Below are 16,916 nucleotides of genomic sequence, written 5' to 3'. Positions count from 1 at the left end.
GGCTCCTTTTTAGGATAGTTTCTAAATGCCCGTTCATCTATTTAGATTTAGCCTTTCGCTGCGGATTATGAGCATCCGTTCCATAGTCTCCAGTGCCTCGATCTCTTTGATGTGAGTTCCAGCCAGTTGTGCTGAGCCAGGTTGTTCTAGTTTGAGGCCTTCTAATTCGCTTTTAAGGTTTTCCAGGCGACGGTCCACTGCTCGAATTTTGCTTGAAAGCGCACCTGAACTAATGTTTATTGGTATGCCTTCGAACGTCGGCTCGGTTATTACAGATTGCCCCTCGGTAGGTAAGGTGGTGTATTCCGGAGAAGGAACGCCATCGTAGCTAAACTCCCTAAGAGCCGCTTTATAACTTGGCAAGTTATAGTCTCGATTTACCAAGTGTTTCGAAATGTTTGAAGTGGATTTTATTAGCTCAGCTACGCCTGCGCGCCTCTTTCTGAGGCCTAAAGAAATCAATAGCCTTTGTAAAGTGTGGCCGGAAGGGTCTTTAAAGTTTATCGGGTCGCCTTGGCAGTAACTGTAAGCATTAAGGCCACCTATACCGAAAGGACTGAGGCTGTCAGCTGAGTGAAAACGCATTAGCGCAGGGTTGAATAGCCTATATCCGTTCCCCAGCAAATAACCTGCTGCTACCGCTTCGATATGCTCGCCGTTGAACCCGGCCATAGTGCGCTGCGAGGGCAGGGACGGATCATGGCCGTATACTGAGTAAGCATGACGTTCTTCATCATCGGCATCCCCCGAGACTTTCAGTACAGAGCCATTCTGGTCGACCTCAAGCAGCCCGGTTTCTTGGCGTTCGCCTGCCGAGAGTTCGGCTAACGGCATGTCGGCGCTACGAAAGATGGCTCGCTTCTGTCCGCCCTGGTTGACCGTAGCGAGCTTGCCGTTTTGGTAGAAGAATTGGGTGGTGGTAGCTTGGCGCTTCATCGCGATCTCCTGTTTGCAGCGAGTGTTTTTCAATCGTGCTGAAGCAGGATGCTGATTAGTGATGGGCGCTAGGGCTACTGGTAAAAATGCTAGTTATGCAGAAACGGCCTACGTACTCATAGTCTGCGTCTTACAGTCGCTTGGGGTTAATGGAATTATCCTACGCAGTCTGTCGATGCGCGTCTGATTGTCCGGGGAAACACTGCCCACTAGGCTCTGTCCGTCGCTGAGGGTTCAGCGATCGGGTGTGGAAGCCCGGCAATGTCGATGGCTGTCGTTATGACAGTTGCACGCGGGAGACCTTTGGGCCTACCGGGTCCGCCATATGCCTGGTTTTCCACCCCGCGTACAGCTGTCACCCCAATGTGTGGAAACGAACGGGTGGCCCATAGCCAATATGGTGATCATATGAAAAATCGTCCCCGATCCTCTACCGCGTCGTCTGCTTCGTGGTAGTCCGGCACTCCGGCAAGCCCGCTCCCACAGGGTGCGAGGCGTGCTTGCGGAATCAGTTCTCCGCGTGACAACGCAACCCAAGGGGCTGAATGCTCTGTAATCGTCCTCGTCGACGGTCTGATCTAGAGCCGACCACCGGACTGGAACAATCGATGCTGGATAAAATTAACCGGCTTAGCCGCATAACCTGAACCGCCGTGTACGGAACCGTACGCACGGTGGTGTAAGAGGACGGCGGCTGTAAAGCCGCCTCCTACTCGATAGTTATGGAAACTTTCAGATGGGGCACATATCCTCGGCACACTGAAATGCTTTTTATATTCACTAGCTATTGCAGGGTAATGAGCAGCTAGCGTATTCCAGGTTGTTGTCAGGTTTTGCGGATAACATTCATTGTGATGGAGGTAGATTTTGACTGGTCTTCACCGCCGTCACCATATGGGTTAGGTCTCCTGTCGTTACGTCCAAAGGGTCCTTTATTTACCTTCTGAGGGTGTATGTATTTTTCAGGCGGTTTTATTGTGATTTTAGCGTCTTCTATGATTTCCCAAGTGCGCTCAGGTTTGTTGTATTTATATGTGTCAAGTTTGTTAGCCTTTCTTTCTGCTCTTTCAATTAATCTTTCTAGTTTCGCGGAAAAGATTTTTTTTGCAGCATTTTTGGAGAGATCGGTGTAGCCCCCATTTAGCGCTGCGATTTGTGAGGTTTTAGCTTCAATATCAGGTATCAGTTTATTCAGAGCCGCAAGGCGCTGCTCATTTCGTGTAGTGCGCGTGGTAATCCAAGTCTGCGGCCGCCAGAGAGAGAAATGTCCGCTAGGGTCAGTGTTATTCACCGGGTCGCCTTGGCAATAGCTGTACGCATTCAAGCCACCTTCGTCGAAAGGGCTGATATTGTCCGGTGCCTGAAAGCGCATCAGTGCAGGGTTGTATAACCTGTAGCCATTACCCAGTAGGTACCCTTGCGCCACGGCCTCAATACGTTCGCCATTGAAACCAGCCTGCGTGCGTACCGAAGGCTGTGATGGATCATGCCCATACACGGTGTAGCAATAGTGTTCTTCCTCGTCGCTATCTCGCTGGGCGGCCAGCACGGAACCGCTTTGGTCGGTTTCCAGCAGTGCGGCGTGTGGGCTGCTTCCTGCCTCCAATTCGGCCAGAGGAAGTTCGGCGCTGCGGAAGATCGCGCGCTGCTGGCCCGGTTGACTGACGGTTGCTAGTTTGCCGTTCTGGTAGAAAAATTGAGTGCTGTTGACTTGGCGCTTCATGGCGATCTCCTATGTACAGTCAGTGCTTTCAATAATGCTCAGACAGAGGCTGGTAACTGTTGAGGGCTGAGGTTGCTGGAAAAAATTAATAATCAACGTATTCAGGCTTATTTATTTTAGTGAATCGTCGCGATTAGCGCTTGGGTCTCGCCAATAAAATATATTTTCGTCCTGTTCACAGTATTGAACTGTTTTTGTTTGTCGCCAGTAAATTGACTTCGGCTGAGGCTGTTTGGTGCTCCTCTAGAGGCGTTGTCGCTGCGCGGAATATGGCGCAAGCTTGTTCGCCTTTTTGAATTTTAATCAATTTGAAATGTTTGTAGAAAATAAGGTTTATTGATGTGTTGGTTGCCATGTTGGTTTCCTTATTGCGGCAGCTCTAGAAAACAGTCTCTAGTTGATTCTGATAGGAAACATGCCCGTTTTATACTGACAAAAATTCTAGTTATGCAAAAACGCCTTACACCGACCTGGGCGGATGCGCTGAACAGTGCAGGCGAGGACCGTCCTGTGTGTTGAGCCCGAGGGTTTACCCCGCGATGGCCGCGACAGGTTCAGTGAGCTTGCCTGTGCTGACTTAATCACAGGGCGGGAGTGCTTCCACGTAGTTTAATTTGACATGGATGCGCAGCCCTGGCGGATTTCAGCTACGACTTCCGCAAATTATTGGTCTGAGCTTGCGGTTTAAAGACTTTTCTGTCGAAGTTTACTTTTGTTTTTGGACGGAATGATGATATTTCCTCCCAGACGGTGTGACTAATAAATGTGTGTCGCCCTTGTCTGTTAAACTTTGTGCTGGCGTGTACAGTTCCGGAGTATCCAATTACAGTTTTTTTGGTTAAGTTTGCGATCTCTTGCGCCAGAGAATATTCAGCGCCTTTGGGGGTGTCGGCAGATGTGCAGGAAATGAGGTGGATATCGTAATCTTTAGTTTTGAAGTTTTCTTTTTCCAGGTTACTAATTATTCCCTTTGCATCCAGAGATTTACGTTGGCCATGAATTTTTCCGCCTGATCCATGAACTGCTAAGGTTATGGCTTGCTTTCCTTTGTTAGTTGGATGTTTCGCCATAAAGGCGAAAGCCCCAGCCTCGATAACCCTGGCTTCACCCCTGAACGTTCGCGAATGGCTGAAAAAACTAAAATGACCTGAAGGGTCGATAAAGTTTACTGGGTCGTTCTGAACATAGGCATAGCCATTCAGCCCACCCTCTTCAAATGGACTAAGTGTATCGGGGCTATTGAAGCGCATAATGCTGGGGCAGTAGGCTCGATAGCCATTTCCTAGGAGATAGCTGGCAGTCAGTGGGTCTGCATATTGGCCATTGAATTGAATTGAACTCATGCTTTCCTCACTTGAGGGTGAGTGGCCATACGCAGTGAAGGCATGTTGTTTTTTATTAGCATTCAGTGCGATCAAAGCCGAGCCTTTTTTATCTACGGCCAATATTTTGGTTGCTTGACTTCCCTTTGAATGCTCGGCCAAGGGAATGTCCGTAGCGCGGAGAATTGCACGTGGTTGGCCGGCGCGATTGATGGTGACGAGCCAGTCTCCTTGATAAAAGTGCAACGTTTTGCCTGCTTGAGTTTCCACGATCGCTCTCCTGCGTTTGGATCAGGTCAGGTAGGGAGCTAAATAGTCAGGCGGTACGTAGATGGCGGCTACTGGCAAAAATGCTAGTTATGCAGAAACGGCCTACGTGTTCATGGCCTGCTTCCTACAGTCACTGGGAGTTGACGGAATTATCCTACGCAGTCTGTCGATAAGCGTCTGATTGTCCGGGGAAACACTGCCCACTAGGCTCTGTCCGTCGCTGAGGGTTCAGCGATCGGGTGTGGAAGCCCGGCAATGTCGATGGCTGTCGTTATGACAGTTGCACGCGGGAGACCTTTGGGTCTACCGGGTTCGCCATACGCCTGGTCTTCCACCCCGCGTGCAACTGTCACCCTGATGGGTGGAAGCAGCAGGTGGACCTGACAAGGTATGGTGCCTAATGAAAAAAATCGTCCCCGACCCACCCCATCAATTCATTCTTCCCCCCGACAAATCCCTCGCCCGTGCCATCCAGGATGGTGTCGTGCCGATGGAGTACGTGCTGATGAACGTCTCCCACTACCTGATGTTCGCCTTCAGCGACAGCCACCGCGCATTGGATCGCATCAAAGACGAGGAAACCCGGCAGTTGCTGCAACTCGGGCTGCGGGCCATGCAGATTGCCTGGGGCCAGGCGGATGCGTTGACCCGTGCAGTCGAGAAGCGGCCCGAGGATTGAGCCCGCTTCCACAGGTTTAGCGGCAGTCCCTAGGGCTGGATGGTCGGTGACTTGCCTCGTCGTCTGGCCCGACCGGGAGCCGACCGTCGGGCTGGAACAAAGGCTCGGGTGCTCAGTCGAATGCCTCGTTTCCTGGCCATCCCGGCCAATGAGGTTCTTCCTGATGAAAGCATTCACCCTGGCAACCCTGATGACCCTGGCCGCAAGCCCGGTGCTCGCCTTCAACCTCAGCGATGTGGCCAGTGCGGTCTCGTCCACGCAGCATCCGCAGCAGGGCGCCCAGGTGCAAGCGCCGGCTGGCCAGGCCAACTTGCTCAACACCTTGGGCAGCGAACTGAAGATCACCCCTGAGCAGGCCATCGGTGGTGCTGGTGCGATGTTGGGGCTGGCGCGTAACAACCTCAGTGGCGATGACTATGGGCAATTGACCAAGGCGGTGCCGGGGCTGGACCTGCTGTCTGGCGCAAACGCATTGGGCGGCTTGAGCGGGCTGGGGCAGTTGCTCGGTGGGGACAAGAACGCGACGCCGTTGGGCAATGCCCTGGGCGGTGAGGTAGAGAACCGCACCGACCTGGACAATGCGTTCAAGGCGTTGGGCATGGATACCGGGATGATCGGGCAGTTTGCGCCGTTGATCCTGCAATACCTGGGGCAACAGGGGATTGCCGGGTCGTTGTTGCAGAACCTGGGGAATTTGTGGACGACGCCGGCGCCGTTGGTTCAGCCGTCGGTCTAGAGCACGGTGCTGAACCTGCGGGCGCTGGTTGCCGGGCTATCGCGAAGCCAAACGACGCGTTGTCTGGCACGGGCTTCGCCCGTGTTCGGCGGTGATCCGGCACTCCGGTAAACCCGCTTTCATAGAACTACACATAACTTGTTGATTTAGCGGGGACCTGTGGGAGCGGGTTTACCCGCGAAACAGGCGACTCGGTGTATGGCACCGGCTTCGCCGGTGTTCGCGGCACGAGGCCGCTCTCATAGAGCTACACATAACTTGTTGATTTAGAAGGAATCTGTGGGAGCGGGCTTGCCCGCGAACACCGGCAAAGCCGGTGCCATACACCGAGTCGCCTGCTTCGCGGGCAAGTCGGGGCGCCGAACCGCCGCTCCCACAGGGTACGCGGAGCGCTTGCGAAATCAGTTCTCTGCGCGACAGCGCAGCCCAAAGGGCTGGGTGATCTCCTACACAGGAGAGGCGGTGGATTCGGGCTTGCCGGAGGCGGAGCCGGCTCAGCGCCGCTCGGCCCGCAACTGCTCGATGCGCTGGTCTTTCTCGGCCCACAGCTGGTTCACCCATGCCTGTACCGTCTGGCGGAACGCCGGGTCGTTCTCGTAGTCACCTGCGCTGAGCGCTGGGTCCAGCTCACGTACGCGGATGTCGATGATCACCCGGTCGATGCTGCCATTGAGCAGCGCCCAGAACCCCGGTGCCTGGTTGCCGGGATATACGATGGTGACGTCCAATAGCGCGTCGAGCTGTTCGCCCAGCGCCGCCAGCACGAAGGCCACGCCGCCTGCCTTGGGCTTGAGCAGGTTACGGTAGGGCGATTGCTGCTGGTCGTGCTTGGCCTGGGTGAAGCGGGTGCCTTCGAGGTAGTTGACCACGGTGACCGGCTGGCGCTTGAACAGCTCGCAGGCGGCCTTGGTGATCTCCAGGTCCTTGCCTTTGAGCTCGGGGTGCTTTTCCAGGAAGGCCTTGCTGTAGCGCTTCATGAACGGGTAATCCAGGCCCCACCAGGCCAGGCCCAGCAGCGGCACCCAGATCAGCTCTTTCTTGAGGAAGAACTTGAAGAACGGCACCCGTCGGTTGAGCGCCTCGATCAGCGCGGGAATGTCGACCCAGCTCTGGTGGTTGCTGACGCACAGGTACGAGGTGTGCTTGCCCAGGTTCTCGGCACCGCGAATGTCCCACTGGGTCGGGATGCACAGGGCGAAGATGGCTTTGTCCACCTCCGACCAGCTTTCGGCGATCCACATCACCGCCGCCGAGGCGTAGTCGCGCCAGCGGCCGGGCAACACCAGCTTGAGCAGGGCGAAGACCAGCAGCGGGCCGATCATCACCAAGGTGTTGAGCAGCAGCAGGGTAGTGGTGAGGATGCCGGTCAGCAGGCGACGCATAGAGGAGACTCTTGTTGTATGAAATGTACGGCTGGCAATGATAAGCAGGGCAGCGGCCTACGCCAAACCTCCAGTGCCCGGCGGGTGGAACAAATGTTTCACATTATGTTGGGTAGGCTGCTGGCGCAGCAGCTACAAGCTACAAGCGGCAAGTTACAAGCTAAGCAGTTCAGTGTAGGTTGCCGCTATCCGCTTTTAACTTGCAGCTTGCAGCTTGTTACTTGCAGCTCGAAACCAACCCGCTCGAAAAAGGAAGCCTGCCCCCGTGAAATCCCTGATTGCTCTGTTGTCCTTCCTGGCGCTGCCGGTCATGGCTGCCGAACCCACGCTGTATGGCCGTTACGAGCGGATCGGCGTGCCCGAGATCGGCCAGACCCTGCGGGCCAAGATGGACACCGGCGCCTATACCGCGTCGCTGTCGGCCAAGGACATTGAGCTGTTCACCCGCGATGGCGAGGAGTGGGTGCGTTTCCGCCTGGCGACCAAGGACGCCGATGGCAAGGTCTACGAGCATGAGGTCTCGCGCATCAGCAAGATCAAGAACCGCGCCGACGAGGATGAAGAGGGCGACGCCCCTGAGTTGTCGCACCGCCCGGTAGTGGACCTGGAGCTGTGTCTGGGCGATGTGAAGCGTACCGTCGAGGTCAACTTGGTTGATCGCAGCAGCTTCAACTATCCGTTGCTGGTCGGCTCCAAGGCCTTGAAAGCGTTCAAGGCGGCGGTGAATCCGGCGGACAAGTACACCGCAGGCAAGCCAAGCTGCTGATCGAGCGGTGGCGGCGCTCAGGGATCGGCACATAAAGTGTTGATGTAGCAGGGACTTTTACAAAGCGCCGCACCTGTGGGAGATCACCCAGCCCTTAGGGCTGCGCTGTCGCGCAGAGAACTGATTTCGCAGGCGCGCCGCGAACACCGGCGCAGCCGGTGCCATCCAACGCGTTGCTTGCTTCGCGGTTAAAGCCGCTCCCACAAGGTACGCGGCGCGCCTGCGATATCGGTGCTCTGTACGCCAGCGCCACCTACAGAAATCTCCCAGCGCAGCGATCTGAAAGCTTCTGATCAAAAGTTGCTCAAAAGCTGAGCAATTTCCGCTATAATTCGCGCCCCCTATTTTCGGCAGGCCCTGCGCGCGCTGTTAACCCAATGAAACTTATCGTCAAAGTCTTCCCTGAGATCACCATCAAGAGCCGGCCGGTGCGCAAGCGCTTCATCCGCCAGCTCGGCAAGAACATCCGCAACGTGCTCAAGGATCTCGATCCTGAGCTTGCGGTCGATGGTGTCTGGGACAATCTCGAGGTGGTCACCCGCGTCGAGGACGAGAAGATCCAGCGCGAAATGATCGAGCGCCTCACCTGCACCCCGGGGATCGCCCACTTCTTGCAGGTCGAGCAATACCCGTTGGGAGACTTCGACGACATCGTCGCCAAGTGCAAGCACCACTTCGGTCATCTGCTGGCCGGCAAGCACTTCGCCGTGCGCTGCAAGCGCGGTGGTCACCACGACTTCACCTCGATGGATGTCGACCGCTACGTCGGTAGCCAACTGCGCCAGCAATGCGGCGCCGCCGGCATCACGCTGAAGAACCCCGAAGTGCTGGTGCGCATCGAGATCCGTGACCAGCGCCTGTACGTGATCCACAACCAACACAACGGCATCGGCGGCTACCCGCTAGGCGCGCTGGAGCAGACCCTGGTGCTGATGTCCGGTGGTTTCGACTCCACCGTGGCGGCCTACCAGATGATGCGTCGCGGTCTGATGACCCACTTCTGCTTCTTCAACCTCGGCGGGCGTGCCCACGAGCTGGGGGTGATGGAAGTGGCGCACTTCCTGTGGAAGAAGTACGGCAGCAGCCAGCGCGTGCTGTTCATCAGCGTGCCGTTCGAGGAAGTGGTTGGCGAGATCCTCAACAAGGTCGACAACAGCTACATGGGCGTCACCCTCAAGCGCATGATGCTGCGCGGTGCCGCGCACATGGCCGAGCGCCTGCAGATCGACGCGCTGGTCACCGGCGAGGCGATCTCGCAGGTGTCGAGCCAGACCCTGCCGAACCTGTCGATCATCGACTCGGCCACCGACAAGCTGGTGTTGCGCCCGCTGCTGGCCAGCCACAAGCAGGACATCATCGACCAGGCCACCGAAATCGGCACTGCCGACTTCGCCAAGCACATGCCTGAGTATTGCGGCGTGATTTCGGTAAACCCGACCACCCATGCCAAGCGTCACCGCATGGAGCACGAAGAGAAACAGTTCGACATGGCGGTACTGGAGCGCGCCCTGGAGCGCGCCAAGTTCATCTCCATCGACCACGTGATCGACGAACTGGGTAAGGACATCGAAATCGAAGAGGTGGCCGAGGCGCTGCCGGGCCAGATCGTTATCGACATCCGTCACCCCGACGCCCAGGAAGACGAACCTCTGGCGCTGGACGGTATCGAAGTCCAGGCCATGCCGTTCTACGCCATCAACAGCAAGTTCAAGCACCTGGACCCTACGCGCCAGTACTTGCTGTATTGCGACAAAGGTGTGATGAGCCGTTTGCACGCACACCACCTGCTCAGTGAGGGACATGCCAATGTGCGTGTTTATCGTCCGGCATAAGACGCCAGGGCTGTATGGCGGCAGCATCCGCCATCGCCCTCCCGACCGCCGGGCCCGCTGAGCCTCAAACCTTACATATTCGCCACCTAGACTAGGCGGCAACCGAATCCTCTGATCGAGATACAGTTGTGATCGAAAATCTGCGTAACATCGCCATCATCGCCCACGTTGACCATGGTAAAACCACCCTGGTCGACAAACTCCTGCGTCAGTCCGGCACTCTGGAGCGTAACGAGCTCAACGACGAGCGCGTCATGGACTCCAACGACCAGGAAAAAGAGCGCGGCATTACCATTCTGGCGAAAAACACCGCCATCAACTGGAACGGCTACCACATCAACATCGTCGACACCCCCGGTCACGCCGACTTCGGTGGCGAGGTTGAGCGTGTAATGTCGATGGTTGACTCGGTGCTGCTGCTGGTCGACGCCCAAGACGGCCCGATGCCGCAAACCCGCTTCGTGACCAAGAAAGCCTTCGAAGCTGGCCTCAAGCCAATCGTCGTGATCAACAAGGTCGACCGTCCGGGCGCGCGTCCTGACTGGGTTCTGGACCAGATCTTCGACCTGTTCGACAACCTCGGTGCCACCGACGAACAGCTGGACTTCAAAGTCGTCTACGCCTCGGCCCTGAACGGCATCGCCGGTCTGGACCACACCGCCATGGGCGAAGACATGACCGCCCTGTACCAGTCGATCGTCGACAACGTACCGGCGCCGGACGTTGACCGTGACGGCTCGTTCCAGATGCAGATTTCGGCACTGGACTACAACAGCTTCCTCGGCGTTATCGGCGTTGGCCGTATCGCCCGTGGCCGCATCAAGCCGAACACCCCGGTGGTCGCCATCGACACCAACGGCAAGAAGCGTAACGGTCGTATCCTCAAGCTGATGGGCCACCACGGCCTGCACCGTGTCGACGTCGAAGAAGCCCAGGCCGGCGACATCGTCTGCATCAGCGGCTTCGACGAGCTGTTCATCTCCGATACCCTGTGCGCCCCGGACGCGGTCGAAGCGATGAAGCCGCTGACCGTCGACGAGCCGACCGTTTCGATGACCTTCCAGGTCAACGATTCGCCGTTCTGCGGCAAGGAAGGCAAGTTCGTTACCAGCCGCAACATCAAGGACCGTCTGGACAAAGAACTGCTGTACAACGTTGCCCTGCGCGTTCAGGAAACCGACTCCCCAGACAAGTTCAAGGTTTCGGGCCGTGGTGAGCTGCACCTGTCGGTACTGATCGAAACCATGCGTCGTGAAGGCTTCGAGATGGCTGTGGGCCGTCCTGAAGTGATCATCCGTGAAGTCGACGGCGTCAAGCAGGAGCCGTTCGAGAACGTCACCATCGACATCCCTGAAGAATCCCAGGGCAAGGTCATGGAAGAGATGGGCCTGCGTAAGGGCGACCTGACCAACATGGTCCCGGATGGCAAGGGCCGTGTACGTCTGGAGTACAACGTACCTGCTCGCGGTCTGATCGGTTTCCGTAACCAGTTCCTGACCCTGACCAACGGTGCAGGCATCCTGACCTCGATCTTCGACCGCTACGACACCATGAAGCCAGGCCAGATGTCCGGCCGTCTGAACGGTGTGCTGGTTTCGGTCGAGACTGGCAAGGCCCTGACCTACTCGCTGGAAACCCTGCAGGCGCGCGGCAAGCTGTTCGTCGAGCACGGCCAGGAGATCTACAACGGTCAGATCATCGGTCTGAACAGCCGTGACAACGACCTGGGCGTGAACCCAACCAAAGGCAAGAAGCTCGACAACATGCGTGCTTCGGGCAAAGACGAAGTCATCGCCCTGGTGCCGCCGGTTCGCCACACCCTCGAACAGGCCCTGGAATTCATCCAGGACGACGAGCTGTGCGAAGTCACGCCGAAGTCGATCCGTCTGCGCAAGAAGATCCTCGACGAGGGCGAGCGTACCCGCGCTGCCAAGAAAGCCAAGGCTTGATCGTCTAGCCTGAGCTGAAACGAAAACGCCCCCGGTCGCAAGGCCGGGGGCGTTTTTGTTTGCCTGTGGATTTTGCGGCCCGTTGCACAGTCCTGTGGGAGCGCCGAACCGCCGCTCCCACAGATCCCCGCTAAATCAACAAGTTATGTACAGTTCTATAGGAGCAGCCTTGCCGGGGCGCCGGACCGGCCGGAAAGGGCTGCGTAGCAGCCCCAGATGCTCAAGCAAAAAACAGCTTCAACGCCCAGCCACCTTGGGCTTGTAGGCGCAATATCCCGGCCGCGGCCCGACCTTGGGATGGTTGCGGCAGGTGTCCGGGCGCTTGTCGTAGATGGTGCACAGGCGGCTCTTGCGGTCCAGGTACAGGCAGTCGTCGTTGCTCATCCGGGTCAGGGTGAAAATCCCCGACTTCTGGTTGAAGCGCTCGATGATGCCGTCCTTTTGCAGGCGCTTGGCGATGTTCTTCGGCGGCTCGTCTTTCTCGAACTCATCCACCACGCCAATACGGATCAGATCCTTGATCTTCACCTCCACCGGCAAGGTGCAGCAGGTCGAATGGCAGCCACCGCACATGTGGCTGGCGTAGCGCTGCCAAGTCTCCAGGCGGTCGACTTCGGCGGCGGCGATCAGGGTCGTTTTCATTTTTTGGGGGCGTATCACGGTCTTGGGGCGCGCGATCATACCGGAGTTGTTCAATTTGTGAACAACCTTTCGCCTGATTCATGAAAACCGCGAACCGGCGCTGTCGCTCTGTGTCAGAGCGTCTAGGCTCAATCATCTCCCTGCGCTTTAGCCTACTTGCCCGAGGATGCCGCATGTCCCAGGAAAACAAGGCCCGTGAGGCCAAAGCTCGACACGAAGAGGTGGCCGACTTCCGCGCCGCCGTGCTGGCCAAGCTGACCTACGCGGTCGGCAAGGACCCGGAACACGCCTTCGACCACGACTGGTTCGAGGCCATCGCCCTGGCTGCCCGCGATCACATGGTCGATCACTGGATGGACCACACCCGCCAAGCCTACCGACGCAGCCAGAAACGGGTGTATTACCTCTCTCTCGAATTTCTCATCGGCCGCTTGCTGTACGACAGCCTGAGCAACCTGGGCTACCTGGACATCGCCCGCGAGGCCCTGGAAGGCCTGGACGTGGACCTTGAGCGCATCCGCCTGCTGGAGCCGGACGCAGCGTTGGGCAACGGCGGGCTCGGGCGCCTGGCGGCGTGCTTCATGGAAAGCATGTCGACCCTTGGCATCGCCGCCCACGGCTACGGCATCCGCTACGAACATGGCCTGTTCCGCCAGGCGTTGGTCGATGGCTGGCAGCAGGAACAGACCGAGAACTGGCTGGATTTCGGCAACCCGTGGGAGTTCGAGCGGGCCGAGGTGATCTACCCGATCAGCTTCGGCGGTAGTGTCGAGACCGTGAACGAGAGCAATGGCCAGCAACGCCAGGTGTGGTCGCCCGGCGAAACGGTGCGGGCAGTGGCCTACGACACGCCGGTGGTCGGTTGGCGCGGCTTCAGCGTCAACACCTTGCGCCTGTGGCGGGCGAGGGCGCTGGAAGAGTTGCACCTGGAGCGCTTCAATGCCGGCGACCACTTGGGCGCGGTCGCTGAAGTGGCCCGCGCCGAGAGCATCTCGCGGGTGCTGTACCCAGCCGACAGTACCGAGGCCGGGCAGGAGCTGCGTTTGCGCCAGGAGTACTTCTTCGTCTCGGCTTCGTTGCAGGACCTGCTACGCCGGCACCTGAACATGCACAAGGACCTGCTCAACCTGCCTGATGCTGCGGCCATCCAGCTCAACGACACGCACCCCTCGATCGCCGTGGCCGAGTTGATGCGCCTGTTGGTGGATCAGCATGAAATTCCTTGGGATAAAGCCTGGGAACTGACCGTCGGGACCCTCGCCTACACCAACCACACGTTGTTGCCCGAGGCCCTGGAAACCTGGCCGGTGGCCTTGATGGAGCGCATGTTGCCGCGGCACATGCAGATCATCTACCTGATCAACGCCTACCATATCGACGCCTTGCGCGCCAAAGGCTTGCACGATTTCGACGTGCTGCGCGCGGTGTCGCTGATCGAAGAAGACAACGGCCGCCGCGTGCGCATGGGCAACCTGGCGTTCCTCGGCTCGCACAGTGTCAATGGCGTGTCGGCGCTGCACAGCAAGCTGATGAAGAGCACGGTGTTCGCCGAGCTGCACAAGCTCTATCCGCAGCGCATCAACAACAAGACCAACGGCATCACCTTCCGCCGCTGGCTGTACCAGGCCAACCCACCGCTCACCGCCATGTTGGTCGAGGCACTGGGCGAGGGCGTGCTGGACGACCCGCAAGGCAAGCTCAAGGCGCTGGAGCCGTTCGCCGACAAGGCAACCTTCCGCAAGCAGTTCGCTGCCCAGCGTCTGCATAGCAAGCGAGCCCTGGCCAGCATCATCCAGGACCGCATTGGGGTGACGGTTAACCCCGAGGCGATGTTCGATGTGCAGGTCAAGCGCATCCACGAGTACAAGCGCCAGTTGCTCAACCTGCTGCATACCGTGGCGTTGTACCAGGCCATTCGTAACGATCCGAGCACCGACTGGGTGCCACGCGTGAAGATCTTCGCCGGCAAGGCTGCGGCCAGCTACCACCAGGCCAAATTGATCATCAAGCTGGCCAATGACATCGCCCGGGTGGTCAACAACGACCCCACCGTGCGTGGCCTGTTGAAGGTGGTGTTCCTGCCCAACTACAACGTCAGCCTGGCCGAAAGCATCATTCCGGCTGCCGACCTCTCTGAGCAGATCTCCACCGCCGGTTATGAGGCCTCGGGCACCAGCAACATGAAGTTCGCCCTCAACGGTGCATTGACCATCGGCACCCTCGATGGCGCCAACGTCGAGATGTGCGAGCAGGTGGGAGCGGAGAATATGTTCATCTTCGGCCTGACCGCGCAGCAGGTGGGCGCGCGCGGCAAGTCCGGCGACTTTGGCGCGACTGCCGCGATCACCGCCTCCAGTCGGCTGGGGGATGTATTGCAGGCGATTCGCAGCGGGGTGTTCTCGCCGGACGATCCATCGCGCTACACCGGGCTGATCGATGGACTGGTCGGCTACGACCGCTTCCTGGTATGCGCAGACTTTGATGCCTACTGGGACGCCCAGCGGCGAGTCGAGGAGCTGTGGCATACCCCCCAGGAGTGGTGGCGCATGGCCGTGCTCAACACCGCGCGAATGGGTTGGTTCTCATCGGACCGGACCATTCGCGAGTATGCGGACGAGATCTGGAAGGCGCTCGATTGAGGCTGTGAATCGCCTTACCGCCCTTCGCGGGCAAGTACGCTCCCACGGTACAGCGCTGATATCCAGAGCTGCGCCGTACCGTTGGGCGCGGGCTTGCCGGCTAAGGGCTGCAAGGCAGCCACGCCGACCATTGGCAGGCTGTGGGCTGAACCTAACCCCTTCAAGCGAGTCTCTTTGCTCGCTAGCCCGCATCACTCCCTGTAAACTGCGGGGGTTTTTCTCCCCCTATCCTTTTCGGAGCCATACATGTCCCGCGTTACCCTGAGTCGCTATCTGATTGAGCAGACCCGCAGCAACAATACCCCTGCCGATCTGCGCTTCCTGATCGAGGTGGTGGCGCGTGCGTGCAAGGAGATCAGCCACCACGTTTCCAAGGGCGCCCTGGGCGGCGTGCTGGGCAGCATGGGCACCGAAAACGTGCAGGGCGAAGTGCAGAAGAAGCTCGACGTGATCTCCAACGACATCTTGCTCGAAGCCAACGAGTGGGGCGGCCACCTGGCCGGCATGGCGTCCGAAGAAATGGACAACGCCTACCAGATCCCGGGCAAGTACCCCAAAGGCGCTTACCTGCTGGTCTTCGACCCATTGGACGGCTCGTCGAACATCGACGTCAACGTCTCGGTCGGCACCATCTTCTCGGTCCTGCGTTGCCCCAACGAGTACCTGAGCCAGAACGAAACCCTGAACGAGAACGCCTTCCTGCAACCAGGCACCCAGCAGGTCGCCGCCGGTTACGCCATCTACGGCCCGCAGACCATGCTGATCCTCACCCTGGGCAACGGCGTCAAGGGCTTCACCCTGGACCGCGAGCTGGGCAGCTTCGTGCTCACCCACGAGAACATCCGCGTCCCGGAAAGCACCGCCGAGTTCGCCATCAACATGTCCAACCAGCGTCACTGGGAAGCCCCAGTACAGCGCTATGTTGGCGAGCTGCTGGCCGGTGAGACCGGTCCGCTGAAGAAGAACTACAACATGCGTTGGATCGCCTCGATGGTGGCCGACGTGCACCGCATCCTGACCCGTGGCGGCCTGTTCATGTACCCACGTGATGCCCGCGAGCCGAGCAAGCCGGGCAAGCTGCGCCTGATGTACGAGGCCAACCCGATGTCGTTCATCATCGAGCAGGCCGGTGGCGCCTCCACCAACGGCTACGAGCGCATCCTCGATATCAAGCCTGAGAGCCTGCACCAGCGTGTGTCGGTGATCCTGGGCTCGAAGGAAGAGGTCGAGCGCGCCACCGCCTACCACAAGGAGTAAGTCATGCTCGCACCTTGGCAGCCGTTGCTGGAGTGGTGGTTCGGTTGGGGCACCAGTCCCCAGGCCGTGGCTGACGAGAAGAGTACGCTGTGGTTCGGCAAGCAGCACGATGCCGACGCGCAGGCGCTGTTCGGCGACTTGGTCGAGCAGGCCCTGGCGGGCGGGCTCGAGGAGTGGCAGCAAAGCCCGCAGGGTTGGCTGGGGCTGCTGATCCTGTTGGATCAGTTGCCGCGCATGCTCTACCGCGACACGCCGCGCGCCTTCGAAGGCGACCGGCGGGCGCAGGTGGTGGCTTTGCAGGGCTTGCAGAAGGGCTGGGATTACCAGTTGCTGCCAATTCAGCGGGTGTTCGTGCTGCTGGTGCTGGAGCACGCCGAAGTGCTGGACTGGCAGAACCTTTGCGTGGAGCGCTACCAGGCCTTGCTGGACGAGCAGCCTGAAGCCAACCGCAGGCTGTTCGAAGGGTTCCTGGATTACGCCGAGCAGCACCAGCGGGTGATCGTCCGTTTTGGTCGCTTCCCGCAGCGCAACCTGATGCTTGGCCGGCCTAGCACCAGTGAAGAGATGGACTTCTTGCTGGAGCCTGGGTCCAGGTTCTGAGTGGTGAAAGCCTGATCCTGCCTCTTCGCGGTGGATGGCACCGGCTTTGCCGGTGTTCGCGGCTAAAGCCGCTCCTACAGGTACAGCGCTGGATTTAGGCTTTGCACATCCCTGTGGGAGCGGGCTTGCCCGCGAAGCAGGCGACTTGGTAGATGGCACCGGCTTTGCCGGTGTTCGCGGCTA

Annotated in this window: 14 protein-coding genes; 8 read left to right on the top strand and 6 right to left on the bottom strand. The window is 58.5% G+C overall.

Annotated elements, in window-relative coordinates:
• Positions 1-33: 33 nt before the first annotated feature.
• The 4 genes from ACNFIC_RS12265 to ACNFIC_RS12250 all read right to left on the bottom strand — a co-directional run bounded on the left by ACNFIC_RS12265 (position 34) and on the right by ACNFIC_RS12250 (position 4,251).
• Positions 34-936, bottom strand: a complete 903-nt coding sequence (locus ACNFIC_RS12265) for an RHS repeat-associated core domain-containing protein (RefSeq protein ID WP_416781083.1) — start codon at positions 934-936, stop codon at positions 34-36.
• Positions 937-1,762: 826 nt separating this feature from the next.
• Positions 1,763-2,659, bottom strand: coding sequence for an RHS repeat-associated core domain-containing protein (locus ACNFIC_RS12260; protein WP_416781082.1), 897 nt, complete (start codon positions 2,657-2,659; stop codon positions 1,763-1,765).
• Positions 2,660-2,834: 175 nt separating this feature from the next.
• A complete protein-coding gene (locus ACNFIC_RS12255; RefSeq protein WP_138219296.1) occupies positions 2,835-3,014 on the bottom strand; it encodes a hypothetical protein in 180 nt (59 codons plus the stop codon).
• A 292-nt stretch (positions 3,015-3,306) separates the two neighbouring features.
• Positions 3,307-4,251: an RHS repeat-associated core domain-containing protein gene (locus ACNFIC_RS12250; protein WP_138219295.1), complete on the bottom strand. Its 945-nt coding sequence runs from the start codon at positions 4,249-4,251 to the stop codon at positions 3,307-3,309.
• 400 nt (positions 4,252-4,651) lie between these two features.
• On the opposite strand from ACNFIC_RS12250, the gene ACNFIC_RS12245 reads away from it, so the two are divergent.
• Positions 4,652-4,930: a hypothetical protein gene (locus ACNFIC_RS12245; RefSeq protein WP_138219294.1), complete on the top strand. Its 279-nt coding sequence runs from the start codon at positions 4,652-4,654 to the stop codon at positions 4,928-4,930.
• Between the two features lie 163 nt (positions 4,931-5,093).
• Positions 5,094-5,666, top strand: coding sequence for a DUF2780 domain-containing protein (locus ACNFIC_RS12240; RefSeq protein WP_138219293.1), 573 nt, complete (start codon positions 5,094-5,096; stop codon positions 5,664-5,666).
• Positions 5,667-6,160: 494 nt separating this feature from the next.
• On the opposite strand, the gene ACNFIC_RS12235 is transcribed toward ACNFIC_RS12240, so the two are convergent.
• Positions 6,161-7,048, bottom strand: coding sequence for an acyltransferase (locus tag ACNFIC_RS12235; RefSeq protein WP_138219292.1), 888 nt, complete (start codon positions 7,046-7,048; stop codon positions 6,161-6,163).
• 265 nt (positions 7,049-7,313) lie between these two features.
• On the opposite strand from ACNFIC_RS12235, the gene ACNFIC_RS12230 reads away from it, so the two are divergent.
• From ACNFIC_RS12230 to typA, 3 genes are all read left to right on the top strand, one after another.
• Positions 7,314-7,814 (top strand): ATP-dependent zinc protease, encoded by a 501-nt coding sequence (locus ACNFIC_RS12230; protein ID WP_138219291.1) that lies wholly within the window; start codon positions 7,314-7,316, stop codon positions 7,812-7,814.
• A gap of 377 nt (positions 7,815-8,191) precedes the next feature.
• Positions 8,192-9,646 (top strand): tRNA uracil 4-sulfurtransferase ThiI, encoded by a 1,455-nt coding sequence (thiI, locus tag ACNFIC_RS12225; protein ID WP_138219290.1) that lies wholly within the window; start codon positions 8,192-8,194, stop codon positions 9,644-9,646.
• Between the two features lie 128 nt (positions 9,647-9,774).
• Positions 9,775-11,595 carry a translational GTPase TypA gene (gene typA / locus ACNFIC_RS12220; RefSeq protein ID WP_138219289.1) on the top strand — a complete coding sequence of 607 codons (1,821 nt, stop codon included), beginning with the start codon at positions 9,775-9,777 and terminating at the stop codon, positions 11,593-11,595.
• 237 nt (positions 11,596-11,832) lie between these two features.
• On the opposite strand, the gene ACNFIC_RS12215 is transcribed toward typA, so the two are convergent.
• Complete coding sequence (locus ACNFIC_RS12215; RefSeq protein ID WP_138219288.1) at positions 11,833-12,237, bottom strand: YkgJ family cysteine cluster protein; 405 nt, start codon at positions 12,235-12,237, stop codon at positions 11,833-11,835.
• A 173-nt stretch (positions 12,238-12,410) separates the two neighbouring features.
• On the opposite strand from ACNFIC_RS12215, the gene ACNFIC_RS12210 reads away from it, so the two are divergent.
• From ACNFIC_RS12210 to ACNFIC_RS12200, 3 genes are all read left to right on the top strand, one after another.
• Positions 12,411-14,876, top strand: a complete 2,466-nt coding sequence (locus ACNFIC_RS12210; protein WP_416781081.1) for a glycogen/starch/alpha-glucan phosphorylase — start codon at positions 12,411-12,413, stop codon at positions 14,874-14,876.
• Positions 14,877-15,122: 246 nt separating this feature from the next.
• On the top strand, positions 15,123-16,133 hold the full coding sequence (locus ACNFIC_RS12205; protein WP_138219286.1) for a class 1 fructose-bisphosphatase: 1,011 nt from the start codon (positions 15,123-15,125) through the stop codon (positions 16,131-16,133).
• A gap of 3 nt (positions 16,134-16,136) precedes the next feature.
• Positions 16,137-16,733 (top strand): DUF924 family protein, encoded by a 597-nt coding sequence (locus ACNFIC_RS12200; RefSeq protein ID WP_416781080.1) that lies wholly within the window; start codon positions 16,137-16,139, stop codon positions 16,731-16,733.
• Positions 16,734-16,916 lie beyond the last annotated feature (183 nt).

This window comes from Pseudomonas sp. NY15463 (assembly GCF_048068415.1).
Classification (GTDB): Bacteria; Pseudomonadota; Gammaproteobacteria; order Pseudomonadales; family Pseudomonadaceae; genus Aquipseudomonas; species Aquipseudomonas mosselii_C.
The sequence above is the reverse complement of the archived record's forward strand: the minus strand, read 5'-3'. Positions and strand labels throughout refer to the sequence as shown.

What these genes read in the sequence shown, in the direction of transcription:
- ACNFIC_RS12265 (WP_416781083.1), bottom strand. Translation starts at nt 936, where the DNA reads ATGAAGCGCCAAGCTACCACCACCCAATTCTTCTACCAAAACGGCAAG.
- ACNFIC_RS12260 (WP_416781082.1), bottom strand. Translation starts at nt 2,659, where the DNA reads ATGAAGCGCCAAGTCAACAGCACTCAATTTTTCTACCAGAACGGCAAA.
- ACNFIC_RS12255 (WP_138219296.1), bottom strand. Translation starts at nt 3,014, where the DNA reads ATGGCAACCAACACATCAATAAACCTTATTTTCTACAAACATTTCAAA.
- ACNFIC_RS12245 (WP_138219294.1), top strand. Translation starts at nt 4,652, where the DNA reads ATGAAAAAAATCGTCCCCGACCCACCCCATCAATTCATTCTTCCCCCC.
- ACNFIC_RS12240 (WP_138219293.1), top strand. Translation starts at nt 5,094, where the DNA reads ATGAAAGCATTCACCCTGGCAACCCTGATGACCCTGGCCGCAAGCCCG.
- ACNFIC_RS12235 (WP_138219292.1), bottom strand. Translation starts at nt 7,048, where the DNA reads ATGCGTCGCCTGCTGACCGGCATCCTCACCACTACCCTGCTGCTGCTC.
- thiI (WP_138219290.1), top strand. Translation starts at nt 8,192, where the DNA reads ATGAAACTTATCGTCAAAGTCTTCCCTGAGATCACCATCAAGAGCCGG.
- ACNFIC_RS12215 (WP_138219288.1), bottom strand. Translation starts at nt 12,237, where the DNA reads ATGAAAACGACCCTGATCGCCGCCGCCGAAGTCGACCGCCTGGAGACT.
- ACNFIC_RS12210 (WP_416781081.1), top strand. Translation starts at nt 12,411, where the DNA reads ATGTCCCAGGAAAACAAGGCCCGTGAGGCCAAAGCTCGACACGAAGAG.
- ACNFIC_RS12205 (WP_138219286.1), top strand. Translation starts at nt 15,123, where the DNA reads ATGTCCCGCGTTACCCTGAGTCGCTATCTGATTGAGCAGACCCGCAGC.
- ACNFIC_RS12200 (WP_416781080.1), top strand. Translation starts at nt 16,137, where the DNA reads ATGCTCGCACCTTGGCAGCCGTTGCTGGAGTGGTGGTTCGGTTGGGGC.